20 protein-coding genes are annotated in these 26132 nt (G+C 70.4%); 9 read left to right on the top strand and 11 right to left on the bottom strand.

Annotation, left to right across the window (positions count from 1 at the left end; translation table 11 throughout):
- The first annotated feature begins 5 nt into the window (after positions 1-5).
- From TSO352_RS03120 to treY, 5 genes are all read left to right on the top strand, one after another.
- A complete protein-coding gene (locus TSO352_RS03120; protein ID WP_247871871.1) occupies positions 6-1814 on the top strand; it encodes an ATP-binding protein in 1809 nt (602 codons plus the stop codon).
- Complete coding sequence (locus TSO352_RS03115) at positions 1811-3205, top strand: sigma-54 dependent transcriptional regulator (RefSeq protein ID WP_247871870.1); 1395 nt, start codon at positions 1811-1813, stop codon at positions 3203-3205. The genes TSO352_RS03120 and TSO352_RS03115 overlap by 4 nt, the downstream gene beginning before the upstream one ends.
- 273 nt (positions 3206-3478) lie before the next feature.
- Complete coding sequence (locus TSO352_RS03110; RefSeq protein ID WP_109105910.1) at positions 3479-3787, top strand: hypothetical protein; 309 nt, start codon at positions 3479-3481, stop codon at positions 3785-3787.
- Between the two features lie 120 nt (positions 3788-3907).
- Positions 3908-9511, top strand: a complete 5604-nt coding sequence (treZ, locus tag TSO352_RS03105; protein WP_109105909.1) for a malto-oligosyltrehalose trehalohydrolase — start codon at positions 3908-3910, stop codon at positions 9509-9511.
- 38 nt (positions 9512-9549) lie between these two features.
- A complete protein-coding gene (treY, locus tag TSO352_RS03100; RefSeq protein WP_109105908.1) occupies positions 9550-12330 on the top strand; it encodes a malto-oligosyltrehalose synthase in 2781 nt (926 codons plus the stop codon).
- An 81-nt stretch (positions 12331-12411) separates the two neighbouring features.
- Here the strand turns inward: treY and TSO352_RS03095 are convergent, their stop codons facing one another.
- A complete protein-coding gene (locus TSO352_RS03095) occupies positions 12412-12834 on the bottom strand; it encodes a hypothetical protein (protein ID WP_199231466.1) in 423 nt (140 codons plus the stop codon).
- A gap of 275 nt (positions 12835-13109) precedes the next feature.
- A complete protein-coding gene (locus tag TSO352_RS03090) occupies positions 13110-13556 on the bottom strand; it encodes a response regulator (RefSeq protein ID WP_109105907.1) in 447 nt (148 codons plus the stop codon).
- 227 nt (positions 13557-13783) lie between these two features.
- Between TSO352_RS03090 and TSO352_RS03085 the strand changes: the two genes are divergently transcribed.
- Positions 13784-14002, top strand: coding sequence for a hypothetical protein (locus tag TSO352_RS03085; RefSeq protein ID WP_109105906.1), 219 nt, complete (start codon positions 13784-13786; stop codon positions 14000-14002).
- A gap of 18 nt (positions 14003-14020) precedes the next feature.
- Here the strand turns inward: TSO352_RS03085 and TSO352_RS03080 are convergent, their stop codons facing one another.
- The 9 genes from TSO352_RS03080 to TSO352_RS03040 all read right to left on the bottom strand — a co-directional run bounded on the left by TSO352_RS03080 (position 14021) and on the right by TSO352_RS03040 (position 22546).
- Positions 14021-14803 (bottom strand): enoyl-CoA hydratase family protein, encoded by a 783-nt coding sequence (locus TSO352_RS03080; protein WP_109105905.1) that lies wholly within the window; start codon positions 14801-14803, stop codon positions 14021-14023.
- Positions 14800-15231, bottom strand: a complete 432-nt coding sequence (locus TSO352_RS03075) for a PaaI family thioesterase (protein WP_247871869.1) — start codon at positions 15229-15231, stop codon at positions 14800-14802. Before TSO352_RS03075 ends, TSO352_RS03080 begins: the two co-directional genes overlap by 4 nt.
- 11 nt (positions 15232-15242) lie before the next feature.
- Positions 15243-15965 carry an ABC transporter ATP-binding protein gene (locus TSO352_RS03070; RefSeq protein WP_109105903.1) on the bottom strand — a complete coding sequence of 241 codons (723 nt, stop codon included), beginning with the start codon at positions 15963-15965 and terminating at the stop codon, positions 15243-15245.
- Between the two features lie 13 nt (positions 15966-15978).
- Positions 15979-16692 carry an ATP-binding cassette domain-containing protein gene (locus tag TSO352_RS03065; protein ID WP_109105902.1) on the bottom strand — a complete coding sequence of 238 codons (714 nt, stop codon included), beginning with the start codon at positions 16690-16692 and terminating at the stop codon, positions 15979-15981.
- Entirely contained in the window at positions 16679-17650 is a 972-nt protein-coding gene (locus TSO352_RS03060; protein WP_109105901.1) for a branched-chain amino acid ABC transporter permease, read from the bottom strand. Before TSO352_RS03060 ends, TSO352_RS03065 begins: the two co-directional genes overlap by 14 nt.
- On the bottom strand, positions 17647-18525 hold the full coding sequence (locus TSO352_RS03055; protein WP_109105900.1) for a branched-chain amino acid ABC transporter permease: 879 nt from the start codon (positions 18523-18525) through the stop codon (positions 17647-17649). The genes TSO352_RS03060 and TSO352_RS03055 overlap by 4 nt, the downstream gene beginning before the upstream one ends.
- Before the next feature lie 72 nt (positions 18526-18597).
- On the bottom strand, positions 18598-19791 hold the full coding sequence (locus TSO352_RS03050) for an ABC transporter substrate-binding protein (RefSeq protein ID WP_109105899.1): 1194 nt from the start codon (positions 19789-19791) through the stop codon (positions 18598-18600).
- Positions 19792-19829: 38 nt separating this feature from the next.
- On the bottom strand, positions 19830-21392 hold the full coding sequence (locus TSO352_RS03045; protein WP_247871952.1) for an AMP-binding protein: 1563 nt from the start codon (positions 21390-21392) through the stop codon (positions 19830-19832).
- A gap of 2 nt (positions 21393-21394) precedes the next feature.
- Positions 21395-22546, bottom strand: coding sequence for an acyl-CoA dehydrogenase family protein (locus TSO352_RS03040; RefSeq protein ID WP_109105897.1), 1152 nt, complete (start codon positions 22544-22546; stop codon positions 21395-21397).
- 253 nt (positions 22547-22799) lie between these two features.
- Here TSO352_RS03040 and TSO352_RS03035 point away from each other — a divergent pair, with 253 nt between their 5' ends.
- The 3 genes from TSO352_RS03035 to TSO352_RS03025 all read left to right on the top strand — a co-directional run bounded on the left by TSO352_RS03035 (position 22800) and on the right by TSO352_RS03025 (position 26120).
- The gene (locus TSO352_RS03035) at positions 22800-23507 is read left to right on the top strand and encodes a glutathione binding-like protein (RefSeq protein WP_109105896.1); all 708 of its coding nucleotides are present in this window, start codon (positions 22800-22802) and stop codon (positions 23505-23507) included.
- 187 nt (positions 23508-23694) lie between these two features.
- Positions 23695-24897: a GNAT family N-acetyltransferase gene (locus TSO352_RS03030; RefSeq protein WP_109105895.1), complete on the top strand. Its 1203-nt coding sequence runs from the start codon at positions 23695-23697 to the stop codon at positions 24895-24897.
- A 17-nt stretch (positions 24898-24914) separates the two neighbouring features.
- Entirely contained in the window at positions 24915-26120 is a 1206-nt protein-coding gene (locus tag TSO352_RS03025) for an ATP-grasp domain-containing protein (RefSeq protein WP_146210701.1), read from the top strand.
- The last annotated feature ends 12 nt before the right edge of the window (positions 26121-26132 follow it).

Here is a 26132-nt window from a genome sequence, read left to right as displayed (position 1 = left end):
TTCCCATGACCCCGGCGACAGATTCGACCCCACCCTCCCCTCTGCTCCCGGCCCGCCTGCTGCCGCGCGCGCCGGAATGGCCGCGCCGCCTGCTGCTGGCGGCGCTGCTGCTTGGGGTGCCGGTGGTGGCGGCCCTGGCCGCCGGCTGGGCCGCCACGCTGGCGGAAGCCGACCTCCGGGACAGCGCCCAGGCGCAACTGGCGCTCTACAACGCCAATCTGCGGGCGGAACTGGAGCGGCACGCCGCCGTGCCCCTGGCGCTGGCCCAGGATGCCGAGGTGAAGGCGCTGCTGGCCAACCCGACGCCGGCCAACATCGACCACCTGAACCGCAAGCTGGAGGACATCGCCGGCGCGCTGGGCGCGCTGGCGCTCTACGTGATGGCTCCCAGCGGGCTGACGGTGGCGGCCAGCAACTGGGACAGCGCCGCCAGCTTCGTCGGCGAGAATTTCTCCTACCGGCCCTACTTCCGCATGGCGATCGACCAGGGCGAAGGGCACCATTTCGCGCTCGGAACCACCTCGCTGGTGCCGGGCTATTACACGGCGCATCGGGTGGTGGCGGAAAACCGCACACTCGGGGCGGTTGTCCTGAAGATCGGCTTCGATCGACTGGAGCGTGCGTGGGCGCCGGGGCAGGAGAAGCTGCTGGTCACCGACCGCGACGGGGTGGTCTTCATCACCAACGTGCCGTCCTGGCGCTACCACGCCCTGCCCCGCCGCCTGCCGATCAGCCTGCCGGTGCCGCCGGAGGGGACCAGCGAGGGGCTGGACGTGCTGCCCTGGGCCTTCGGCGGTGCCTCCGACCGCATTGCGCTGGAGGAGAAGGGGGGCGGCACCCGGCGCTATCTGCTGGCCTCCGTCGCCATGCCCGACGGCGACTGGACCCTGCACAGCCTGACCAGCCTCGATCCGGTGACCGCCCGCGCCCAGGTCGCCGGGCTGCTGGCCGCCGCCCTGGTGGCGCTGGGGGCGCTCGCCGCCTACGCGGTGGCGCTGCGCCGGATGGCACTGGTCGAACGGCTGGCCCTGCAGGAGGAATCGCGGGCCGAGCTGGAGCGCCGCGTCGCCGCCGCCACCGCCGACCTGCGCGCGGCGGAGAACGAGCTGACCCAGGCGGCCAAGCTGGCGGCGCTGGGCCAGATGTCGGCCGGCATCGCCCACGAGATCAACCAGCCGCTCGCCGCCATGCGCAGCTTCGCCGACAACGCGGTGGTGCTGCTGGAGCGTGGGCGGCCCGACGCCGTGCGCGCCAACCTGGGCGAGATCGCCGAGCTGACCGACCGCATGGCCGCGATCACCCGTCAGTTGAAGGGCTTCGCCCGCCGCGCCTCGGGCACGCTGGGGCCGGTATCGATCCACGCGGCGGTGGGGCAAGCGCTGGCGCTGCTGGAATCCAAGCTGCGGCGCGAGGACGTCACGGTGGAAACCGACCTGCCCGACCGGCCGGTCTGGGTGGTGGGGGAGGATGTGCGGCTGCAGCAGGTGCTGGTCAACCTGATCGGCAACGCCGCCGACGCCATGCGCGGCTGCCCGGTGCGCCGCCTGCGCATCGCCCTGGTCGCGGCGGAGGGCGAGGCGCTGCTGAGCATCGCCGACAGCGGCGCCGGCATCGCCGAGGCCGACCTGCCCCGCCTGTTCGTCCCCTTCTTCACCACCAAGGAAGCCGGCGAGGGGCTGGGGCTGGGGCTGTCGATCAGCCACGGCATCGTCGAGGATTTCGGCGGCAGCCTGACCGCCGCCAACCGCAACGGCACGCCCGGCAACGGCGCCGTCTTCACCCTGCGGCTCAAGACGACGGAGCAGACCGCATGACGCACGCCAACTCTCCCGGAAGCGCCGGTCCCCACAACGAGGGCCCCCAGAACATTGGCAGCGTCCTATTTGTTGACGACGAGCGGGCGGTGCGGCTGGCCGGGCAGCAGGCGCTGGAGCTGGCCGGGTTCGAGGTGACGGCCTGCGACGGCGCGGAACGGGCGCTGCGCCATCTCGGCCGCGACTGGCCGGGCTGCCTGGTCACCGACGTGCGCATGCCGCAGATGGACGGGCTGGCGCTGCTGGCGCGGGTGCGGGAGATCGACCCCGACCTGCCGGTCATCCTCATCACCGGGCACGGCGACGTGCCGATGGCGGTGGAGGCGATGCGCAACGGCGCCTATGACTTCCTGGAAAAGCCCTTCCCGTCGGACCGGCTGACCGAGATCGCCCGGCGCGCGGTGGACCGGCGCCGGCTGGTGCTGGAGAACCGGCGGCTGCGGGCGGAGTTGGCCGGCGGCACCGACCCGGCGCACAGCATCGTCGGCCGCACCCCCGGGGTCGAGCGGCTGCGCGCCACCATCGCCGCGGTTGCCGACACCGACGCCGACGTCCTCGTCTTCGGCGAGACGGGCACCGGCAAGGAGATGGTCGCCCGTGCCCTGCACGCGGCCAGCCGCCGGCGCAAGAACCCGTTCGTCGCCCTGAACTGCGGCGCGATGCCCGAAAGCATCTTCGAAAGCGAGCTGTTCGGCCACGAGGCCGGGGCCTTCACCGGCGCCGCGAAGCGCCGGGTCGGCCGGATCGAGCACGCCAGCGGCGGCACCCTGTTCCTCGACGAGATCGAGAGCATGCCGCTGTCGCTGCAGGTCAAGCTGCTGCGGGTGATCCAGGAGCGGGTGGTGGAGCCGCTGGGATCGAACGAGCAGGTGCCGGTCGACCTCCGGGTTGTCGCCGCGACCAAGGTCGATCTGCGGCGGGCGGCCGACGCCGGGACCTTCCGCGCCGACCTCTATTACCGGCTGAACGTCATTGTCCTGACCATCCCGCCGCTGCGCGAGCGGCGCGACGACGTGCCCCTGCTGTTCCAGCATTTCATTCTTCAGGCCGCCGGCCGCTACAACCGCGAACCACGGGTCCCGACCCGCGAGCAGATGCAGCGCCTGATGAGCCAGGACTGGCCCGGCAACGTGCGCGAACTGCGCAACGCCGCCGACCGCTTCGTCCTGGGGCTGGAGGATGCCGGCGCTGCACCGACGCCGGCCGCGGCCCCCTCCGCCTTGTCGCTGGCCGAGCAGGTCGACCTGTTCGAGAAGGGTCTGATCCAGTCCGAACTCGCCCGCCACCGCGGCAGCGTCAAGGCGACGATCGAGGCGCTGAACGTTCCGCGCAAGACCTTCTACGACAAGCTGAAGCGCTACGGCCTGAGCCGCGAAGACTTCCTGGAGTGAGAGCGTTCTCCCGCCCCGGGAGAGGAAACCCGGCCGCCATTCCCCTTCGGGGCAGTTGACACGCGCGCCCGCTTGCCGACGCCGCGCGTGCTTCCCATGTGCCTTCCCTTCCGCACGGGCACCCCTTGGACCGCTCGAACGAGTTGGGGAGGGATCCCGGTGTGACCCTTCGGGCAGCACGGACCTTTCCTTCGTTCCGCCTGTTGTACCAACCAAACACACACCATCGACCTCGAAGGGGGCGGCCTGAGAATGTCACCGAGGATTACCACCATGACCCCCCGTCTCCTTGCGGAACTCCTGGAACCGATCCTGACCGCCGCGGACGACGATGAAGAGGCCCTGTCGGAGGCCGTGAACCTGACCGCCGAAGCCATGGCGGCGCTGGGTGCCACGGTGCTGGACCCGGCCGGCCAGCCGGCGCGTGGCGTCTCCGACGAACGCGCCGTCGTCGCCGCGCTGAACACGCACGCGCACAACCTGATGCGCGACGGCCGGCTGGACGACGTCGTCGAGGCTTTGCAGGTCGCCGAGCGGATCGGCCGCCTCGCCCATCTGCCGCACCATCCGCGGACGGTCTGACTAGCCTTAAGGAAGACAGGCGCGGTCGTTCGTAGATGCGGCTTCGCGGGTGCGAGCGATTCCTCCCTCCGCGCTGTTGAGCGACGTGCCACCCAGCGCTCAACCCGGGGAGAACCCTCAGTGCCGACTGCGCCGCACCTCAACGCTCTGCCGACCCCACTGGACGGCGAGATCCTGTCGCGTCTGCAAGACGATCTTCTGCCGGCCCATCTGCTGACCCGGCGCTGGTACGCCGCCAAGGATGCGGGTCGGCCCGTCGTCCGCATCGTCGACGCGTTGCCGCTGCCCATCCCGTCGTCCGGCGCGCCCCAAAGCGGGACGCAGGCGCAGCTCTGTCTGCTGCGGGTCGAACCGCCGGGACGGGAACCGCAGCTCTACCAGCTTCCGATCATCCTCGACCGCGGCACCGGCGACGACGGCGCGGTGATCGCCGGGACCGAGGATCTGCCGATCGCCGGCCGGCTGCGCGACGGCTATGCCGACGATGGCGTGGTGCGGGCGCTGCTCGGCGCCATCCTGGACAAGTCCGCCACCCTGCCGCCGGGGCTCACCGCCGGCCGCACCCGCGCCTGCGACGCCCTGGCTGGGCGGCTGGACAGCCGGGCGCCGCTGCATCGGATGACCGCCGAGCAGTCCAACACCTCCATCCGCATCGGCGACGCCGCGATTCTCAAGGGACTGCGCAAGCTGGAGCCCGGCGTGCATCCGGAGCTGGAGGTCAGCCGCTTCCTGACCGAGGTCGCCGGCTTTGCCAACACCCCCGCCCTGCTGGGCTGGGTCGAGCGGGCCAACAGCTCCGGCTCCACCACGCTGTGCGTGATGCAGGCGCTGGTGCCGGAGGCGAAGGACGCCTGGAGCCACGTCACCGGCTACCTGAACGACCGCGTCGCCCGTTTCGAGGACGGCGACGGCGCCGCCGATGCCGACAGCATCGGCTTCCTGCGCCTGCTCGGCCAGCGGACGGCGGAGCTGCACCGCGCGCTCGCCACCCCAGATGGCGGCGACGCCTTCGCGCCGGAGCCGGTGACGGCGGACCGGCTGCGCGCCTGGGGCCAGGGCGTGCGCAAACTGGCCGCCCAGGTGCTGGCGCGGCTGCGCGACGCCGCCGCCACGCTTGACCCGGCCATCGTCGCGCAGGCCAGGGCGCTGGCCGACAGCGAGGCGGCGGTGATGGCGCAGATCGACGCGCTGGTCCCGGCCGATGTCGCCATCAGCGCCATGCGGCTGCACGGCGACTATCATCTGGGTCAGGTGCTGGTGTCGCGCGGTGACGTGCAGATCGTCGATTTCGAAGGCGAGCCGATGCGCCCGCTGGCCGAACGGCGGGCCAAGCACTGCATCCTGCGCGACGTCGCCGGCATGCTGCGCTCCATCGCCTACGCCACCGCGATGGCGCGCGACGCCGTCCCCGCCGTCCCCGACGCATCGGCGGCCGACGCCCGCAACGCGTGGCTGTCCTGGTGGGAAGGCGCGGCGTCGGCCGCCTTCCTCGACGGCTACCGCGGCGCCATCGGCGACTGCCCCGGCTTCCCCCGCGACCCCCGGGCCGCCGCCGGGCTGCTGAAGCTGTTCCTGCTGGAAAAGGCGCTCTACGAGGTCGGCTACGAGCTGGCCAACCGGCCGGGCTGGGTCGCGATCCCGCTGGCCGGTGTCACCGGCATCGTCCGCGCCGACGCCGGGCCGGAGATCGCCACGCGCGACCGCGACCGCATCCCGCCGGTGGACGAGCGCCGGCGCTGCCATTCCATGCCCTTCGGGGCGGAGGTCCAGCCCGACGGCACGGTCCGCTTCTCGCTGTGGGCGCCGACGGCGTCGTCGGTGCTGCTCCGGCTGGAGGATGGCGGGCAGCCGCTGGCGATGGAAAGTCGCGACAATGGCCGGGGCGACGGCTGGTTCCACCTGACCACCGCGCGGGCGCAGGCCGGCAGCCGCTACCACTTCGTGCTGCCGGACGGGCTGGCGGTGCCGGATCCGGCCTCCCGCTTCCAGCCGGACGACGTCCATGGTGCGTCGGAGGTGATCGATCCCGCCGTCCACGCCTGGACCGACGTCGCCTGGACCGGCCGGCCCTGGCACGAGACGGTGCTGTACGAACTGCACATCGGCACCTTCACCGACGAGGGCACCTTCCTGGCCGCCATCGACCGGCTGGACGATCTGGTGGCGCTGGGCGTCACCGCGATCGAGCTGATGCCGGTGGCCGACTTCCCCGGCACGCGCAACTGGGGCTATGACGGCGTGCTGCCCTACGCCCCCGACAGCGCCTATGGCCGGCCGGAGGATCTGAAGACCCTGGTGCAGGAGGCGCACGCCCGCGGCCTGATGGTCTTCCTCGACGTGGTCTACAACCATTTCGGGCCGGAGGGGAACTACCTCCACGCCTTCGCCGACCGCTTCTTCACCGACCGCCACAAGACCCCCTGGGGCGCGGCGATCAACGTCGACGGCGAGGCCAGCGGCCCGGTGCGCGACTTCTTCATCCACAACGCGCTGTATTGGCTGGAGGAATACCACCTCGACGGGCTGCGGTTCGACGCCGTCCATGCCATCATCGACGACAGCGCCCACCATGTGCTGGAAGAACTGGCGGAGCGGGTGCACAGCCATTTCCAGAACCAGCGGCACGTCCATCTGGTGCTGGAGAACGACGCCAACCAGGCCCGCTTCCTCGCCCGCCACCGCGAGGGCGACCCGCGCTGGCACACCGCGCAGTGGAACGACGACCTGCACCACTGCCTGCACGCCGCGGCGACCGGGGAGGACGGTGGCTACTACGTCGACTACGCCCATGATCCGGAAAAGCTGGGCCGGGCGCTGGCCGAGGGGCTGGCGTTCCAGGGCGACCCGTCCGCCTACCGCGACGGCGAACGGCGAGGTGAGCCGTCGGCCCATCTGCCGCCCACCGCCTTCGTCACCTTCCTGCAGAACCACGACCAGATCGGCAACCGTGCGATGGGCGAGCGCATTGCCCAGATCGCCAAGCCCGGCGCGGTGCGGGCGGCGACCATCCTCTATCTGCTGGGACCGGGCATCCCCATGCTGTTCATGGGCGAGGAGTGGGCGTCGGCCAAGCCGTTCCCCTTCTTCTGCGACTTCGGCGAGGAGCTGGCAGAGGCGGTGCGCAAGGGGCGGGCGGAGGAGTTCGCCAAGTTCCCCGAATTCCAGAATCCCGAGGCCCGCGCCCGCATCCCCGATCCGACTGCGCCGGAGACCGCGGCGTCCGCCACGCTCGATTGGGACGCGCGCGACCAGCCGGAGCATGCCGGCTGGCTCGACTGGTACCGCCGCGCCCTGGCCCTGCGCCGGGCGGAGATCGTGCCGCGGCTCGACGGCGCCCCCGGCGGGGCCGCCACCCACGCGGTGGTCGGCAAGACCGGGGTCAAGGTGTGCTGGCGGCTCGGCGACGGCAGCCGGCTGCACGCCTACGCCAATCTGGCCGACGCCCCGGCGTCCGGCTTCGGCGAGGCGTCGGGGCGGGTGCTGTGGAGCGAGGGGAAGGGGCTGAGCGACGGGACGCTGGCCCCCTGGTCGGTGGTGCTGTGGCTGGAGGAGCCCTCGGCGCTCGATCGGCTGGCCGACCGCATGGGCATCGAGCGTTCCTTCGACAACGCCGCCGGCGAGACCGTGACCGCCGGCGAGGGCACCATCCGCGCCCTGCTCTCCGCCATGGGGGTGGAGGCGACCGACGAGGCGGCCGCGGCGGCGCATCTCGACCGGCTCGACCGGGCGGAGCGCTCGCGGATCGTGCCGCCGGTGGTGGTGCGCCGCGCCGGCGAGGCACCGACCGTGCCGGTCATCCTGCCCCAGGGCACCCGCACGCTGCGCTACACCCTGACGCTGGAGAGCGGCGAGACGCAGAGCGCGGTGATCGGCTTCGGCAGCCTGCCGCGCTGCCGCTGCATCCATGTCGGTGACGAGGTCTATGCCGAGCGGCGGCTGCCGCTGGGCGACCTGCGCCAAGCCGGCTACCATCACCTGCGGGTCGAGGCGGACGGGGCGGTGGCGGAGACGCGGCTGATCCTCGCGCCCGCCCGCTGTCACCTGCCGACGCCGATCCTGGTCGGCGAACGGCTGTGGGGGCTATCGGCGCAGCTCTACACCCTGCGCAGCGACCGCGACTGGGGCATCGGCGATTTCGGCGACCTGACCAGCTTGGCCGACATCGCCGCGGCGCGTGGCGCGGCGGTGGTCGGGTTGAACCCGCTGCACGCCCTGTTCCTCGACAACCCCGATCACGCCAGCCCCTATTCCCCGGCCAGCCGGCTGTTCCTGAACCCGCTCTACATCGACGTGACCGCGCTGCCGGAGTTCCTCGACGACGAGGAGAGCCGCAAGCGGGTGGCGTCACCGGAGTTCAGGGCGGCGCTGGACGCGGCGCGGGCGGCGCCGAACGTCGACTACCGGGCGGTCAGCGCGTTGAAGCTGCCGATCCTGGAGCGGCTGTTCGCCCGGTTCCAGACCGCGGCCAAAGCGGACCGCCGCGCCGCCTTCGACCGCTTCCGGACGGAGAGCGGGACCGGGCTGGAGCGTTTCGCCAGCTTCCAGGCGTTGCGCGAGCGCTTCGCGGCGGAGGGCCGGCCCGACTGGCACCAGTGGCCGGCCGAGTACCACGACGTCGCCGGCCCAGCCGTCGCCGCCTTCGCCAAGGAGCATGCCGAGCGCGTCGTCTTCTTCGCCTGGCTGCAATGGCTGGCCGACGACCAACTGCGCGCCGCCGCGGACCGGGCGACCGGGCTGGGCATGGCCATCGGCTTCTACCGCGACCTCGCGGTCGGGGCGGACGCCGGCGGAGCGGAGACCTGGATGGCGCCGCAGGTGGTGGTGGACAGCGCCCATGTCGGGGCGCCGCCGGACCTGTTCAACCCGGCCGGCCAGGACTGGGGCCTGCCGCCGTTCCACCCGCTGGCGCTGCGCCAGGACGCCTACCAGCCCTTCATCGACCTGCTGCGCGCCAACATGCGCCACGCCGGCGCCCTGCGCATCGACCACGCGATGGCGTTGCAGCATGTCTACTGGATCCCGGACGGCCATCCGCCGGGCGAGGGCGCCTATGTCGCCTACCCGATGGAGGACATGCTGGGCATCCTGGCGCTGGAGAGCCAGCGTCAGCGCTGCCTCGTGGTTGGCGAGGATCTGGGCACCGTGCCCGAGGGCTTCCGCGAGCGGATGACCGAGGCCAGGGTGCTGAGCTACCGCGTCGTCTTCTTCGAATGGACGCAGGATGGCGGCTTCAAGGGGCCGGACGACTACCCGGCCCTGGCGCTCGCCACCGTCGGCAGCCACGACCTCGCCACGCTGCGCGGCTGGTGGGAGGGCGACGACATCGCGCTGAAGGCCGACCGCGGCCTCTACCCCGCCGCCGACGAGGCCGACAAGCAGCGCAACCGCCGTGCCGCCGACCGCAAGGCGCTGGTCGACGCGTTGCGGGCCGCCGACATCGCGCTGCCCGCCGGCTTTGGTTCCGAAAGCCCCTACGACGACACGCTGGACCACGCGGTGCACGCCTTCCTCGCCCGCACCAACGCGGCGCTGGCGGTGGCGCAGCTCGACGACCTCACCCGCGAACGCGATCAGGTCAACCTGCCCGGCACCACCGACCAATACCCGAACTGGCGGCGCAAGCTGTCGATGACGCTGGAGGAACTGGCCGACGCGCCGGAACCGGCGGCCGTCGCCGCCATCCTCGCCGCGGCCCGCCCCGCCCCATCTCCCACCAACCGCTGATCCCTCTCCCGACCTCCCGATTTCAGGAGCACACGCCCATGGCCCCCGCCGCCGGCAAGCCTATCCCTCGCGCGACGTACCGGGTCCAACTGAACGGCGATTTCGGCTTCGACCGGACCGCCGCCATCGCCGACTATCTCGCCCGGCTCGGCGTCAGCCATCTCTACGCCTCGCCCTACATGAAGGCGCGGCCGGGCAGCACCCACGGTTACGACATCGTCGACCACAACGCCCTGAACCCGGAACTGGGCGACGAGGCCGCCTTCGGCGCCATGGTCGACGCGCTGAAGCGCAACGGTCTGGGCCAGATCCTCGACTTCGTCCCCAACCACATGGGGGTCGGCGGCGCCGACAACGAATGGTGGCTGGATGTGCTGGAATGGGGACCGGAAAGCCCGTATGCCGGGTATTTCGACATCGAATGGGACTCGGACTACCGCTACCTCCAGGGCAAGCTGCTGGTGCCCGTCCTGGGCGACCAGTATGGCGCGGTGCTGGCGTCGGGCGGGCTGGAGCTGCGCTTCGACGCGGCGGCCGGCAGCTTCGCCGTCTGGGCCTACGACACCCACAAGCTGCCGGTGCGGCCGCAGGATTACGGCACCATCCTCGGCATCGACCACCCCGACCTGGAACGGATCGGCGACGCCTTCACCCACCTCGCCTACGCGCGGCCCCACCAGATCCGGCGGGCGGCCATCCAGAAGGCGGAGCTGGCGGCCCTGGTCGCCGCCCGGCCCGATGTGGCCGACGCGATCAACCAGCGCCTTGCCGTCTTCCGCGGCTACGCCGGCGAGACGGAGAGCTGGGGCCGCCTGCACACGCTGATCGCCCAGCAGAACTGGCGCGTCGCCTATTTCAAGGTGGCGGCCGACGACATCAACTACCGCCGCTTCTTCAACATCAACGAGCTGGCCGGCCTGCGCATGGACGAGCCGGAGCTGTTCGACGTCGCCCACCGGCTGGTGCTGTCGCTGGTGGATGACGGGACGCTCGACGGCATCCGCATCGACCACATCGACGGGCTGATCGACCCCAAGGGCTATTGCGAGCGGCTGGTCCGCGCGTCGTCCAAGCCCTTCTATCTGGTGGTGGAGAAGATCCTCGCCCGCCACGAGCGGCTGCGCGAGGACTGGCCGATCGACGGCACCACCGGTTACGAGTTCGCCAACCTGATGGGCGGCCTGTTCGTCGATCCCAAGGGGGAGGAGGCGTTCACCCGCCTCTACGCCGGCTTCATCGGCCGCGACGAACCGTTCGAGGAGGTGGTGCGGCGCTCCAAGATCCGCATCATGGAAAGCGAGATGGCGAGCGAGCTGCATGTGCTGGCGCGCAAGGCGGCCCGCATCGCCCGCTCCAACCCGGCGACCGCCGATTTCACCGCCAACATCCTGCATCAGGCGTTGAAGGAGACGATCGCCCGCTTCCCGGTCTACCGCACTTATGTCGATGGCGGCACGCCGTCCGACCTCGACCGCCGCGACATCGACTGGGCGATCTCCCAGGCGCGCAAGGTCGAGCAGGGGCCGGACGGGTCGGTGTACGACTTCCTGCAACGGCTGCTGACCAGCGATCTGGTGGCGGCCCCGCGCAGCGGCTACAGCCATCGGCAAGTCAGCCGCTTCGCCATGCGGTTCCAGCAATACAGCGGGCCGGTGATGGCCAAGGGGCTGGAAGACACCGCCTTCTACCGCTACAACCGGCTGGTCGCGCTGAACGAGGTCGGCGGCCATCCCGACCATTTCGGGGTCAGCGTCGCCGCCTTCCACCGCGCCAACCAGGACCGCGCCCGCAATTGGCCGGGCAACATGCTGGCCAGCACCACCCACGACACCAAGCGCGGCGAGGACACCCGCGCCCGCCTCTACGCCCTGTCGGAAATGCCGGAGGAGTGGGAGCGGCAAATCCAGGCCTGGAGCCGCCTGCTGCGCGCCCGGCGCGGCGATGTCGAGGGTACCGCCCCGCCCGACCGCAACGACGAGTACCTGTTCTTCCAACTGCTGCTCGGCGCTTGGCCGGCGGAGCTGACCGGCGCCTCGCCCGAGCAGCTCGAACCCGCGGTGATGACCGCCTTCGCCGAGCGCATCGTCGGCGCCATGACCAAGTCGATGCGCGAGGCCAAGGTCCATTCGACCTGGGCCGCCCCGAACGACGCCTATGAGAGCGCGGTGGTCGGCTTCATCCACGACGCGCTGGACGTCACCCGCCGCAACGCCTTCCTGGAAGCCTTCCTGCCGTTCCAGGCGACGGTGGCGCGGATCGGCATGGTCAATGGGCTGGCGCAGACCCTGTTGAAGCTGACCAGCCCCGGCGTGCCCGACGTCTATCAGGGCTGCGAGCTGTGGAACCTCAGCCTCGTCGACCCCGACAACCGGCTGCCGGTGGATTATGAGGCGCGCCGCGCCCTGCTGGACGAGGTCGAGGGGGCGCTGGAGCGTGGCGGCGCCGCCGGCCTGCTCGACCGCTGGACCGATGGCGCGATCAAGCTGGCGGTGACCCGGCAGGCGCTGGCGCTGCGGGCGGAGAAGCCCACCGTCTTCGCGGTCAGCGAGTATCTGCCGCTGGAGGCGACTGGCGACCGCGCCGACCATGTCGTCGCCTTCGCCCGCCGGGAGGGGGACGACACCGTGGTGGTGGCGGTGCCGCGGCTGGTCGGGCAGCTCGGCGAGGCTCCCGACTGGGGCAACACCGCCATCCCGCTGCCCCGCGGCGCCCGCTGGCGCGATCGGCTGACCGGGCGGGCGATCGAGGGCGGCGACACCGTGTCGGCGGACACCCTGTTCGCCACCCTGCCGGTGGCGCTGCTGGCGCGCGAAGGCTGACGCGCCGGGACACGAATGGCAGACGGAGAAAGGGCGCGCGAGGGATCGCGCGCCCTTCCCTTTTGGTGGCTTTTCAGCCGATCAGCGTGCGGCGGCGCCGCTGCTGCTGCCGGCGCCCAGTGGACCGGCCGCGCCAAGCGGGCCGCGAGCGTTGGCGTTCGGCTGCTGCGTGCCGACCGGGCCGTCCGATCCGGTGCCCATCGAGCCGCTGTTGCCCAGGCTGTTGCCGCCGCTGCCGGTGGTCGCGCTGGAGGAGCCCGAGCCGGTCATCGACCCAGAACCGGTCGACGAACCACTGGTGCCGCTCTTGCTGGTGCTGCTTTCGGTGCCGCCGCAGCCCAGGCTGTTGGTGGCGCTGCAGGGCGGGTTGGTTTGGTTAGCATTCGTGGTCGAACCGGCGCTGGTCGCCGCCGGGCTGCCGGACACCGAGTTGCTGCTGGCGGCGAAAGCCGGGGCGGCGAGCAGGGCGACGGCGGTGGCGGCACCAATCATCAGACTCTTCATGACGATTCCTTTCGCTGTGCTGCCCCTCCGTCATGGAATCCGGGGCAGCGTGATCCTGGGAACTTCAGAGGACCAGGGCCCTCGTCGTTCTTTCCAGGTCACCAACAGGAAGGGTGGTGATTGGTTGCGGCCCGTCGTTGGGTCATCGCCGGATGGCTCAGCAATGTCGCCATCCATGTTGATGAAGGCGTTGATGAAGTCTGGAAACGACGAAGCCCGCCGGTCGGGCGGGCTTTTGCGGTCGTTGTCCCGGCGACGGGATGGCTTGGCGTGGCTTACGCCGACCGGACCCGCGGCTGGATCGCGGCGAGCACGGCGGAGCCGGAGAACAGCTCCAGCGCGGCCGGCTTGGCCGACGGGCGCAGGCCGCTCAGGATCTCGCTGGCGGTGCCGATGGCCTGCACCAGCGCGTCCGGCATCACCGGCTTGCGCAGCAGGCCCATGGCGAAGCCGCGCGCGTCCTCGGCGTGGTGGTCGAAGCCGGTCATCAGCAGCGACGGCACATGATTCTCCTCCCACAGGCGCCGCGCCAGCGTCAGCCCGTTCTCCCCACCGGCGAGATTGACGTCGACCAGAGCGAGGTCGGGGCATTCGCGGGCGCCGACGCGCGCAGCCTTGGCGGCGTCGCGCAACGGCCCGACCACGGTGTAGCCCGCATTCTCCAGCACGGCCTTGACGGCCGGGCCGATCAACGGATCGTCCTCGACGACGAGCAACTTCAAGACGGTACGCTCCCTTGATTCACGGTGCGGGCTTATAGCCCGCCCTATCCGGATTCCGAAGCTCTTTGGCTTCGATCCACTGAACCGCCCATGTTTGTTGCAGTTCCGGCGCGTTCAAGAGGTCGAAGGGGTACCCCCTTCCGAACATGCCCTCTTACTGAACATCCGGTGTGGAAACATACACCAAGGGAAACCGTTTTACCCGTACGCGAGAGAGGAAAGCGACCATGGCATTCGTTGAACTGACCGACACCTCCGGGGCATCCGTTCTGGTGAACCCGCTGGGTGTGGTCTACCTGCGCGGCACCGCGAATGGTGAAACCGAGGTGCATCTCAGCGGCGGGTCTGAGCCGCTGCGGGTGGCGGGGGCGCCCGAAGACGTCGCCCGCCTGCTGGAAAACGCCGCCCCCACCCCGCCCGACCCGACCCTGTCGCTGCTGGCCTGAGCCGGAACAGCCGCGCGGTCAGCCCCGTGGGTAGCTTGGCGCCCGCTTCTCGAAGAAGGCGGTGATGCCCTCCGCCGCTTCGGCGCCGTGCAGCGCCTCGACGAAGAAGGCGGCCTCGCGGTCGAGCTGGTCGTCGGGCGGGCCGAAGCCGGCCTCGATCAGCCGCTTGGCCCGGCCGATCGCCAGCGTCGGTCCCTCGGCCAGCCGCTGCGCCCAGGCCATCGCCTCCGCCAGCGTCGTGCCGGGCGCCACCACGCGGTTGACGATGGCGAGCTGGGCCAGCCGCGCCGCGCCGATCTTGCCGCCTTCGAACATGATCTCGGCGGCAAGCTGGGGCGTCGCCGCCCGCGCCAGGAAGGCCGACGCGCCGCCGTCCGGGTTCAGCCCGACCTTCACATAGGCCAGCGTGAACACCGCGTCCTCCGCCGCGACGATCAGGTCGCAGCCGAGCGCGATGGAGAACCCCGCCCCGGCGGCGGCCCCTTCGACCGCGGCGATCACCGGCTTGGGGCAGGCGCGCATGGCGCGGGTCCAGCCGTGGAAGCGCTCCAGGCTGGCGCGGGTGACGTCCGGATCGGCCTTGGCGTTGCCGAGCAGCCGGCCCAGGTTGCCGCCGGAGCAGAAGCTTCCGTTGGCCCCGGTCAGCACGATGGCGCCGACCCCCGGATCCTCGGCGGCGCGGACCAGCGCGTCGCGCGCGGCGGCCATCATCTCCGGCCCCAGCGCGTTCTTGGTGGCCGCGTCGTCCATCGTCAGCACCATCACGCGACCCTGCTGCGCGACGGTCAATTGCCCTGTCATGGCTCGGTTCCCTCCCGGTTTTCGCTGCCCGGCCGGTATTTGAACATGCCTTCCGACGTGGCGATCAGGGCGCCGGTGTCGCGGTGGCGGATCTCCGCCGCCGCCCCGATGATCTTGCGCCCGCCGCCGCGCAGCCGGCCGGTGGCGACCAGCGTACCGGTCCGTGCCTGCCCCAGGAAGCTGGTCGACAGCGACAGCGTCACCACCCGCCGCACCCGGCCGGGCACCGGACAGTATGTTGCCGAGAATCCGGAAACCGTGTCCAAAAGAGTCGCCAGCACCCCGCCATGGACCACCCCGGCCCGGTTCAGGTGGCGGTCGTCGATGGTCATCGTCAGCTCCGCCTCCCCCTCCTGCCAGCGACTCAGGGCATAACCCAGAAGCTGCTGGAAGCCCGATGGCGGTTCGCCGTTCAACAGATCATCCATACCCGTTCCCATCACGCTACGCTGTCGTGGGCGAAGTAAAGCGCGTGCAGCCGCTCCAGGTCCACCCGGTCGCCGCGTTCCGACAGCACCACCTTGCCCGACTGCATCAGATAGACATGGTCGGCGATCTTCAGGGCGCGGCCGGTGTTCTGCTCCACCAGCAGGATGGTCAGGCCTTCCGCCCGCAGCCGCGCCAGGATGCGGAAGATCTCGTCGACGACGACGGGGGCGAGGCCCAGCGACGGCTCGTCGATCAGGCAGACGCGCGGCTGTTCCATCAGGCCGCGGCCGATGGCGAGCATCTGCGCCTCGCCGCCCGACAGGGTGCCGGCGATCTGGCCGCGCCGCTCCGCCAGCCGGGGGAACAGGTCGAGGACCATCGCCTTGTTGCGCTTCCAGTCGGGCCGGCAGCCGCGCGGGAAGGCGCCCATCATCAAATTGTCCTCCACCGTCATGTCGGCGAAGATCATCCGGCCTTCCGGGATCATCACCACCCCGTCGGCGACGCTGTCCCAGGTCTTCATGCCCTTGCGGCTCTGCCCGTCGACGCGGATGTCGCCGGCCGTCACCGGCACCAGCCCCATGATGGCGCGCAGCAGCGTGGTCTTGCCGGCGCCGTTCGGGCCGACGATCACCGTCGTCTTGCCGGTCTCCACCGACAGTGAGACATCCCACAACACGTTGATGGCGCCATAGCCGGCCCGCAGGGTCAGGATGTCCAAGGCGTTGCTCATCGGAAGGGCCCCTTCACAGCGTGGTTTCGCCGGTGTAGCTGCGGATCACCTCCGGGTCGCGGAACACCGCGTCGGGGGTGCCGTCGGCGATGATCTGGCCGAAGTTCAGCACCAGCACGCGCGGGCACAGCGCCGCGATGGTCGGGATGTCATGCTCGATGATGACCATGGCGAGGCGGTAGCGCTCGCGCACCACCGCCAGCCGTTCCATGAAGGCGCGCTTGCTGTTGGTCTCCAGCCCGGCCAGCACCTCGTCCAGCAGCAGCAGGCTGGGTTCGGTCGCCAGCGCCTTGCCGACCTCCAGCGCCTTGTGCTCGGTCAGCGCCAGTTCGGTGGTGGCGTCGCGGTCGGCCTTCTCGCGCAGGTTCAGGAGGTCGAGGATCTCATCGATCCGCTTCGGGTCCTTCTTCCCGGCGCCGAAGCGCTGGGCGACGATCAGGTTCTCCCGCACCGTGCAGTGGCCGAGCGGGCGCGGGATCTGGAAACTGCGGCCGATGCCGAGCCGCGCCCGCTTCCATTCCGGCAGCCTCAAGAGCGAGGCGCCACGGAAGTCCAGCCGCCCGCCGGTCGGGCGCACCACGCCGGAGATTACGTTGAACAGCGTGGTCTTGCCGGCGCCGTTCGGGCCGACCAGCCCGATGCTCTCACCCTCGCCGACCGAAAAGCTGGCGCTCTTCAACGCCTGCACCCCGCCGAAATTGACCTGCACCCCTTCAAGCGTGAGCATGGCGGGCCTCCTTGGCGGCGCGGCGGCGCAAGGCGGGCATCAGGCCGCCGGGGCTGAACAGGATCATCGCGCAGAGCAGGACGCCCAGCACCATCTGGTGGCCGTGCGGCATGATCGGCTTGAACAGCAGCTGGTCGAGCAGATAGATCGCCAGCGCCCCCACCACCGGCCCCCACACCGTGCGGTAGCCGCCGAAGATCGCCGCGGCGATCGGCAGCACCGTCCAACCGCTGGAAAAGGCGTAGTCGGGTTCCAGGAAGCTGATGAAATGGGCGTTGAAGGCGCCGACCACCCCGGTGATGAAGGCCGACAGCGCCAGCATCGCCGCCTTCAGGTGGGTGCTGGGCACGCCGACGACGCGGGTCGCCACCTCGGTGTCGTGCATCGCCTTGAGCGCGAGGCCCCAGCTGCTGCGCCGCACCGCGTCGTAGGCCAGCCCCGACAGCACGATGATGGTCAGGATGATCAGGTAGCCGCCGGTTTTCTCGCCGAAATCGACGCCGAAGACGGCGGGAAAGCGCGGGATCGACAGCAGCCCGCCGGCGCCGCCGGTGACCGGCGTCATCTCCGTCGCCAGGATCTGGAAGATGTGGGCGTAGGCCAGGATGGCAAGCGCGAAGTAGGGGCCGCGCAGCCGCAGCGCCGGCAGCATGGCGATGGACGACACCGCCGCTCCGACTCCGCCCAGCAGCATGGCGGCGAACACCGGCACCCCCAGCTTCATCGCCAGGACCGCCGAGGTGTAGGAGCCGACGCCGAAGAAGGCGGCGTGCCCAAAGCTGACCATGCCGCCCAGATTGCCCAGCAGCGCCCAGGCCACCGCCACCCCGGCGATGGTCAGCGCCGCCACGATCAGCCCCAGCACATAGGCGTTGCCGCCGAACAGCAGCGGCACGCCGACATAGGCGACAGCCAGCGCCACGATCAGAAGAAGCCGGTTCACGTGTTTCGTGGTCATCGCGCCAACGCCCTTCCGCCGCCGAACAGGCCCGAGGGCGAGACGAACAGCACGACCAGGAACAGGATCATTCCCGCCAACTCCTGCAACGAGGCCGACAGATAGGTCACCGTCAGCGATTCGATGACGCCGATCATGACGGCACCGATCAGCACGCCGGGGATCGACCCCATGCCGGCCAGCACGGTGATGATGAAGGCCTTGACCGTCAGCACATGGCCCAGCGCCGGGAAGACGGTCTTGCCGGTGTAGATGGCGAAGCCGGCGAAGGTTGCCAGCAATGCCGCAATCAGGAAGGACAGGATCTCGATCTTCCGCGGGTTGACTCCCATCAGCGTCGCCGCCGCCCGGTTCGACGACAGCGCCCGCACCGCCCGCCCTTGCCAGGAATGGTTCAGCCACCACCACACCCCGGCCATCAGCACCAGCCCGCCGACGAAGGACGCGACCTCCGCGTTCATCGCGAACAGCGTGTCGGCGACCACGACGGAATCCTGGAACCAGGCGTTGGAGGTCGAATGGATGTCGGCCGCCCAGATCGACAGGATGGCGTTGGTCAGGATGATCCCCAGCCCGAAGGTGAGGATCAGCGAGTTGATCTCGCGGTCCTGGTGGATGCGGCTGAGCAGCGCGTAGACCAGCGCCGAGGCCGCCCCGACGATCACCAGCGCCACCGGGATCGCCATCACCGGATTGATGCCGTAGTTGGTTTCCGCGGCGTAGGCGACGTAGGCGGCCAGCAGCACCAGTTCGCCATGGGCGAGGTTGATGACCCGCATGGTGCCGAACACCAGCGCCAGCCCGACCGCCACGGTCGCGTAATAGCCGCCGGCGAGCAGGCCGGAGAACAGTGCCTGGAGCGTCAGTTCAAGCATGGATTGCGCCCTGTTGGGGGTGGGCGGGTTGGGCGTCAGGCCCTCTCCCGTCCCGGGAGAGGGAGCCTCCACTCACCACGGCACCGCCGGGAAGTTCATCTTTCCGTTGGCGTCGTCCTTCGGCCAGACCAGCACCACCTTGCCGCCCTGGTGCTGGCCCATGCGGTGGGTGAAGTTCGGGTTGTCGCCGCTCTTGTCGAAGGTGACGCGGCCGATCAGCGTCTTGGCGTCGGTCTTGCGCAGCTCCTCGGGCAGGCCGCCCTTGGCCAGCGTCCCGGCCTCGTCGGCGCGCAGCACGGCGTCGATCAGCAGGCGGGTCTGGACATAGCCGAACTGGCCCAGATAGTCGGGGTCCTTGTTGAACAGCGTCTTGTAGGTCGCCGCGAACTCGACCGCCTCGGGCTGGGTGAACTCCACCGGATAGGGCAGCATCGAGGTGCCGTAGACATTCTCCATCAGGTCGGGGAATTCCTTGGCCATCTGCGCGGTGGCGAGCGACCAGACGCCGACCATTGCCTTGACCGTCGGCTTCAGCACCTTGGCGGCGCGCAGGATGCCGACATAGTCGTTCTCATAGCCGACCATGGCGATGGCGTCGGGCCGGTCCTGCAGCTTCACCTTGTTGATCAGCGGCTTGAAGTCGCTGGTCGAGCCGTCGAACTCGTGCGTGCCGACGGTGACGCCCTTGGCGGTCAGCGCTTGGCCGACCTGTTTGGCGAGGCTGCTGGTGGCGTCCTTGTTCAGGTAGACGATCGACACCTTCTTGGCGCCGATCTCCTGCAGCAGGCCGATCATCGCCAGCGCGTAGCCGTCGGTGTTGTTGATGCGGAAGAAGGTCGGGTAGCCGCGCTGGGTCAGTTCCGGCGCCACGCCGCCCGAGGTGATGTAGACCAGCCCGGCCTTCTGCGCCGCTTCCGACGCCGGGCCGATGATGTTGGAGCCGTAGCCGCCGGTGATGGCGACCACCCCGTCGCCGACCAGCTTCTCCACCGCCGCGACCGCCTTGGCCGGCGAGGTCTCGTCGTCGATGGTCTCGACCTTGAAGCTGTGCTTGCCGGCGTGGGCCTTGTTCGCCATCTCGATGGCGACGGCAATCCCCTCCTGCATGCCCTGGCCGACCCGGGCGAGGCTGCCGGTGAGCGGCAGTTCGGAGCCGAGCAGGAACTCCTTGGCCTGGGCCGCGCCGACACCGAGCGCGACCGACAGCGCCAGGGCCGACACGGTCACGAGATGGGCGAGTTTCTGCGTCCTGGTCTGGCGCGTCATGGTCCTGTTTCCTCCCTCGGGTCTTTTGTTCGTTGATGTCAGGCGTCCATCACCTGTGCCGCCAGCGCGCGCAGGCCGCTTTTCAGCAGCTTGCCGGTCGGGCTGGCCGGCAGCGCGTCCATGGCGATGATGCGGGCCGGGCGCTTGTAGGGGGCGAGCCGTTCGGCGGCCCAGCCCTTCAACTCCTCTTCTGTCGCGCCGCGGCCGGGGACGAACTGGACGAAGGCCACGACCTCCTCGTTGCCGGCGACAGCGTGGCCGACCACCGCGGCCAGCGTCACCGCCGGGTGGCTGGTCAGCACCCCCTCCACCTCCTCCGGATAGACGTTGAAGCCGGAGCGGATGACGATCTCGCGGATGCGGCCGACCACCGCGACGCAGCCGTCCGGCTCCAGCCGGGCGACGTCGCCGGTCTTCAGCCAGCCGTCGTCGGTGATGACCTGCGCGGTCAGCGCCGGTTCGCGGTAATAGCCCAGCATCACGTTGGGCGCGCGGACCCACAGTTCCCCCGCCTCGCCGTCGGCCACGTCGCGGCCGGTGGCGTGGTCGACGAAACGCAGTTCCACCAACGGCAGGGCCGGACCGATCGACACGTCGGCGCGCGGCGCGTCCAGCCGGGTCTGCGTCACCGTCGGCGAGCATTCGGTCAGGCCGTAGCCGTTGTGCAGCGGCAGTCCGAACACCCGCTCCACCGCCCGCTTGAGGTCGAGGTCGAGCACCGAGCCACCCGACGACAAGTAGCGCAGGGCCGGCGCCACCGGCGCCCGGCCGGTGACGGTGGCGTGCTCCACCAGCTTGGCGTACATTGCCGGCACGCCCTGGAACACCGTCACGCCGTCGGTTTCCAGCGCGTCCCAGACCGCGGACGGCGCGAAGCGCGGCACCGTGTGCAGGCAGCCGCCGGCGTAGAGCGTGCCGAGGCAGGTCGAGGCCAGCCCGAAGACATGGCTGACCGGCAGCACGCCATAGGTGCGGTCGTTGTTGGAAAGCCCGCGCATCCAGCCCGACACCGAGGCGACGAACAGCAGCCCGCGGTGCGACAGCATCACGCCCTTGGGCTTGCCGGTGGTGCCGGAGGTGTAGATCAGCGCGCCGACCTGCCGCTCGTTGCCGGTGTGGACCGGCTCCGGTTCCGCCGCCAGCAGCGGGCCGACGGCCATCGCCGGCAGTTCGGGATCGCCCAGCGGTTCCGCGCCGTGCCGGGCGGCGTGGGCGGCGGCGTCGGTCGACACCGCGTCGGTGTAGAACAGGCGGCGCGGCTGGCAGTGGTCGCGGATGGTGTCGATCTCGCGGTCGGACAGCCGGGCGTTGACGATCACCGGCCATGCGTCGCGCTCGCTCGCCGCCAGGATCAGCGTGACCGCGGCAAGCCCATTCTCGCAGACGATCATCACCCGGTCGCCGCCGCGCACCCCCAGCCGGTCGAGGTGCCCGGCGGCGCGGCCCACCGCAGCGGCGAGCCGACGGTAGCTCCACCGCTCCCGCCCGTCGAACAGGGCCGGGGCGTCCGGCGTCCGCTCCGCCCAGGCGAGCGCCGCGTGGCTGATGCGCGGCGGCAGCGCCGCCACCATCTCAGCGAAGTCCGGTGCCACGCCCGCCACGGTCAAGCGGCCTCCCGGATCATGTTGCGCGCGATGACGAGCTGCTGGATCTGGGTGGTGCCCTCATAGATGCGGAACAGCCGGACGTCGCGGTAGAAGCGCTCGATCCCATAGTCGGCGATGTAGCCGGCACCGCCATGGATCTGCACCGCCCGGTCGGCGACGCGGCCGACCATCTCGGTCGCGAACAGCTTGCAACAGGCGGCGTCGGTGTTGACGTTCTGGCCGGCGTCGCGGCGGCGCGCCGTCTCCAGCACCATGCAACGGGCGGCGTAGGCCTCGGCCCGGCTGTCGGCCAGCATCGCCTGGATCAGCTGGAACTCGGCGAGCGGCTGGCCGAACTGCTTGCGCTCCATGGCGTAGGCGAGGCTGTCGCGGATCAGCCGCTCCGCCAGTCCGACGCAGACCGCGCCGATGTGCAGCCGGCCGCGGTCCAGCACCTTCATCGCCGTCTTGAAGCCCTGCCCTTCCTTGCCGCCGAGGATGGCGCTGGCCGGTACCCGGCAATCCTCAAAGATGACGTCGCAGGTGTGGGCGCCCTTCTGGCCCATCTTCTTGTCGATCGGGCCGAGCGACAGGCCGGGCGTCCCCGCCTCCACCAGGAAGGCCGACACGCCGCGGGCGTCGCGGCTCTCCAGGTCGGTGCGGGCGAAGACGGTGAACAGGCCGGCCTGCGGCGCGTTGGTGATGTAGCGCTTGGTGCCGTTCAGGATGAAATGGTCGCCGTCGCGCCGTGCCGTGGTGCGCAGCGAACCGGCGTCCGACCCCGATTCCGGCTCGGTCAGGGCGAAGGCGCCGACGATCGCGCCGGAGGCCAGACGCGGCAGGTAGTTCTGCTTCTGCTCCTCCGTCCCGTCGATGACGATGCCCTGGGAGCCGATGCCGTTGTTGGTGCCGATCAGCGAGCGGAAGGCCGGCGAGGTCTGGCCGAGCTGGAAGGCCACCTGCACCTCGTCCGCCATCGACAGGCCGAGCCCGCCGTATTCCTCCGGGATCGACAGGCCGAACAGGCCCATCTCACGCATCGCGCCGATCACCTCGGGCGGGATGGCGTCGTCTTCCGCCACCTTGTGTTCCAGCGGGACCAGCTTTTCGCGGACGAAGCGAGCCAGCGTGTCCAGCAGTTGTTCCAGAACGTCCTTGTCCAAGGCCATGCGTTGTCTCCGTCCGGGACGCCCGGTCCCGGGAGAATGAAGGTTCGCGAGGGAGCGCCGCCTCAATGTTCGTTGGGCACACTGACAGCCCGCCGCGACCCTGTCAACAAAATGAAATTGCATTCCGTAGAGCGGAATTATGCCTTGGCCGTACGCCGAACCCCTGCCCTGCACCGAAGCGGGCTTGCCAGCGGGGGCGAAGCGGTTAACCTTTTCGCAAACCATTGGCCCATAAATCACTGGAGGGTTTGGGATGATCGACCTTTATTTCTGGCCGACGCCGAACGGCCACAAGATCACGATCTTTCTGGAAGAAGCCGGGCTGGACTACACGTTCAAGCCGGTGAACATCTCCACCGGCGACCAGTTCAAGCCGGAATTCCTCGCCTTCTCGCCCAACAACCGCATGCCGGCGATCATCGACAACGCCCCGGCCGACGGCGGCGAGCCGATCAGCGTCTTCGAATCGGGCGCCATCCTGGTCTATCTCGCCGAAAAGACCGGCAAGTTCCTGCCCGGCGATGCGCGCGGGCGCAAGACGGTGCTGGAATGGCTGTTCTGGCAGGTCGGCGGGCTTGGCCCGATGGCCGGGCAGAACCACCATTTCGTCCAGTACGCGCCGGAGCGCATCCCCTACGCCATGGAGCGCTATGTCAAGGAGACCGGGCGGCTCTACGGCGTGATGGACAAGCGGCTTGCCTCCAACGCGTTCCTGGGGGGTGCCGACCTGTCGATCGCCGACATGGCGAGTTACCCCTGGATCGTCCCGCATGAGCGTCAGCAGCAGAACCTGGACGATTTCCCCAATCTGAAGCGCTGGTTCAACGCCATCAAGGACCGACCGGCGGTTGTCCGCGCCTATGAAAAGGGCCAGGAGATAAACCCCAACCGCACCCCCACGGTGAACGACGAGAGCAAGAAGATCCTGTTCGGCCAGTCGGCGGACACCGTCAAGCGCTGACACCGGCAAGCCGGCCCGCCGGCCCGCCCCTGGAGTGGGGCCGGCTCGGCGGAACGGCATAGGCCGTGAAAGTCTTTGTCGTCCTTTTGCGTCGCGCAGTCTTTCGGGGCTCTCCGGCGTAGACGGGACCGTTCGTAGGACCAGCGTGTTGTTTCTGGTGAGAGTTTCATCCGGAGACGCCGCGCCGATGAGCATCAGGCCCCCCACGGACGCCGACGGCACCGCCGCCCATCCCGACATCGACATCGCGCTGCACCCCCTGCCGCCGGCCGAGGCGCTGAGAAGGCTGTGGACCGATTTGGAGGCGCGTTCCGACTCCTCCTTCTTCCTGTCCTGGTTGTGGATCGGACCATGGCTGGCGCTGATGCCGGCGGGGGTGGAACCACAACTGCTGGTCGCCCGCCGGGCCGGCGAGCTGGTCGGGCTGGCGCTGCTGTGTCCGCGCCGGCACCGGCGCTTCGGCCTGCTACGCGGCCGCCGCTGGATGCTGCACGAGACCGGCGACCGCGCCTATGACCGCCTGTTCATGGAGTACAACGGTATCCTCGCCGACCGCCGCTTCGACGACGAGGTGACCGCCGCCGCGCTTCTATGGCTGGGAGAGCGGTTGTCCGGCGCCGACGAGCTGGTGCTGGGTGGGCTGAGCGCCGCCGCCGAACGCGCCGCGCGGCGGGTGGCGGCACAGACCGGCCATACGTTGCAGGTCCGGACCGCCGATTCGACGCAATGGGTGGATTTCGCCCTGGTCCGGGCCGGCGGCGGCGATTTCCGCGGCGGGCTGGGGCGCAACACCCGCGCCGCCGTCAACCGCACCGAGCGGCTGTACGAGGCGCGCGGCGGGTTGGACTACCGCGTCGCCGGCTCGGTCGAAGAGGCGCTGGAGGATTTCGCGGCGCTGGAGGTGCTGCACCAGGCCGGCTGGCAGGCGCGCGGCCAGTCCGGCGCCTTCGCCAACCCGGCCTTCCGCCCCTTCCATGAGCGCCTGATCACCACCGGCCTGCCGCGTGGCGCGGTGCGGCTGTGCCGAATCAGCGCCGGGGGCCGGCCGATCGGCTATCTCTACAACTTCGTCCACCGCAACCAGGTCATGAACTACCAGGGCGGCTTCGCCTTCGAGCCGGACAACCGGCTGAAGCCCGGCCTGCTGAGCCATGTCCTGGCCATCGAGGACGCGCTGGCCCGGGGCGAGGACGGCTACGACTTCATGTCGACGCCGGCCGGGCACAAGCCGCTGCTGTCCAACGCCGAACAGCCGATGAACTGGCTGACGCTCGGCCCCGACCGGCTCAGCCGCCGGCTGGAGGCGCAGTGGCGGCGGACCCGCGGATTGCTGGTCGACGCCGCCAAACGGTCGCTGCGCGGCTGGACCGCGCCGGCCAAGGGAACCTGAGGGGGGAGCCTCGCACCATGACAATCATGCACAACCCTGCCCCGGCGACGCCCTCCTCCACCGCCTGCGTGCTGGGCGACATGGATCTGGTGCGGCCGCTCGGCCTTGCCGGGATCCGCAGCACCGTGGTGGCACCGGCGGGTGCGGCGGCCGCCCACTCCCGCTTCACCGACCGGCTGCTCGCCTGGGACGGCGGCTGCGACGAGGCGTTGGTCGACCGGCTGCTGCGGTTCGGCGCCGCCCAGCCGGACAAGCCGGTGCTCTATTTCGAAGAGGACTCGCAGTTGCTGATGGTGTCGCGTCACCGCGACCGGCTGGCCCGCGTCTTCCGCTTCGCGCTGGCCGACGCCGGTCTGGTCGAGACTCTGGTCGACAAGGCGCGGTTCCAGGCGCTGGCCGAGCGGCTGGATTTGCCGGTGCCGCGCACCCGGCGGCTGCACCCGGCGCCGGGCAGCGACGCGCCCATCCTCGACCTGCGCTATCCGCTGATCGTCAAGCCGCTGACCCGCCGCCCGCCGTGGGACGCGATCGAGGGGCTGGGCAAGGCGATCCGGATCGACACGCCGGCGGAACTGCACGCGCTGTGGCCGCGGTTGATCCCGGTCGGCATCGACCTGCTGGCGCAGGAACTGATCCCGGGGCCGGAAACCCGGATCGAAAGCCACCATCTCTACGTCGACGCCACCGGCGCGGTCGCCGGCGAGTTCACCGGCCGCAAGCTCCGGACCTACCCCGTCGATTACGGCCACAGCACCGCCCTGACCATCACCGACATCCAGGGCGAGGGCGCAGACGTCGCGGCGCTGGGGCGGTCGATCGCGGCGCGGATCGGCCTGCGCGGCGTCGCCAAGTTCGATTTCAAGCGCGACCCCGACGGCCGCCTGCATCTGCTGGAGATCAACCCGCGCTTCAACCTGTGGCACCATCTGGGCGCCGTCGCCGGGGTGAACCTGCCGGCGATGGTGCAGGCCGACCTGACCGGCCGTCCCCGTCCGGCCCCGGCCACCGCGCGGGCCGGCGCCTGCTGGTGCCACATCAGCAAGGACCGGCTGGCGGCACGCGACGGCGGCGTGCCGGTGGCGCGCTGGCTCGCCTGGGTCGCGCGGTGCGAGGCGAAGGCGCTGGCGCTCGACGACCCGATGCCGTTTTTGCGGCCGAAGCTCGACCGCCTGCTGGCCCGCGCCCCCCGGCGCGTGCGTCCGGCCGGCCTGGCCAAGTCGTGACGGGAGCGGCGG

The sequence above is a fragment of the Azospirillum sp. TSO35-2 genome (assembly GCF_003116095.1).
Classification (GTDB): Bacteria; Pseudomonadota; Alphaproteobacteria; order Azospirillales; family Azospirillaceae; genus Azospirillum.
The sequence above is the reverse complement of the archived record's forward strand: the minus strand, read 5'-3'. Positions and strand labels throughout refer to the sequence as shown.

What these genes read in the sequence shown, in the direction of transcription:
- treY (WP_109105908.1), top strand. Translation starts at nt 9,550, where the DNA reads ATGGCCCCCGCCGCCGGCAAGCCTATCCCTCGCGCGACGTACCGGGTC.
- TSO352_RS03055 (WP_109105900.1), bottom strand. Translation starts at nt 18,525, where the DNA reads ATGCTTGAACTGACGCTCCAGGCACTGTTCTCCGGCCTGCTCGCCGGC.
- TSO352_RS03060 (WP_109105901.1), bottom strand. Translation starts at nt 17,650, where the DNA reads ATGACCACGAAACACGTGAACCGGCTTCTTCTGATCGTGGCGCTGGCT.
- TSO352_RS03115 (WP_247871870.1), top strand. Translation starts at nt 1,811, where the DNA reads ATGACGCACGCCAACTCTCCCGGAAGCGCCGGTCCCCACAACGAGGGC.
- TSO352_RS03085 (WP_109105906.1), top strand. Translation starts at nt 13,784, where the DNA reads ATGGCATTCGTTGAACTGACCGACACCTCCGGGGCATCCGTTCTGGTG.
- TSO352_RS03070 (WP_109105903.1), bottom strand. Translation starts at nt 15,965, where the DNA reads ATGAGCAACGCCTTGGACATCCTGACCCTGCGGGCCGGCTATGGCGCC.
- TSO352_RS03080 (WP_109105905.1), bottom strand. Translation starts at nt 14,803, where the DNA reads ATGACAGGGCAATTGACCGTCGCGCAGCAGGGTCGCGTGATGGTGCTG.
- TSO352_RS03110 (WP_109105910.1), top strand. Translation starts at nt 3,479, where the DNA reads ATGACCCCCCGTCTCCTTGCGGAACTCCTGGAACCGATCCTGACCGCC.
- TSO352_RS03075 (WP_247871869.1), bottom strand. Translation starts at nt 15,231, where the DNA reads ATGGATGATCTGTTGAACGGCGAACCGCCATCGGGCTTCCAGCAGCTT.
- TSO352_RS03035 (WP_109105896.1), top strand. Translation starts at nt 22,800, where the DNA reads ATGATCGACCTTTATTTCTGGCCGACGCCGAACGGCCACAAGATCACG.
- TSO352_RS03120 (WP_247871871.1), top strand. Translation starts at nt 6, where the DNA reads ATGACCCCGGCGACAGATTCGACCCCACCCTCCCCTCTGCTCCCGGCC.
- TSO352_RS03025 (WP_146210701.1), top strand. Translation starts at nt 24,915, where the DNA reads ATGACAATCATGCACAACCCTGCCCCGGCGACGCCCTCCTCCACCGCC.
- TSO352_RS03040 (WP_109105897.1), bottom strand. Translation starts at nt 22,546, where the DNA reads ATGGCCTTGGACAAGGACGTTCTGGAACAACTGCTGGACACGCTGGCT.
- TSO352_RS03095 (WP_199231466.1), bottom strand. Translation starts at nt 12,834, where the DNA reads ATGAAGAGTCTGATGATTGGTGCCGCCACCGCCGTCGCCCTGCTCGCC.
- TSO352_RS03030 (WP_109105895.1), top strand. Translation starts at nt 23,695, where the DNA reads ATGAGCATCAGGCCCCCCACGGACGCCGACGGCACCGCCGCCCATCCC.
- TSO352_RS03065 (WP_109105902.1), bottom strand. Translation starts at nt 16,692, where the DNA reads ATGCTCACGCTTGAAGGGGTGCAGGTCAATTTCGGCGGGGTGCAGGCG.
- TSO352_RS03050 (WP_109105899.1), bottom strand. Translation starts at nt 19,791, where the DNA reads ATGACGCGCCAGACCAGGACGCAGAAACTCGCCCATCTCGTGACCGTG.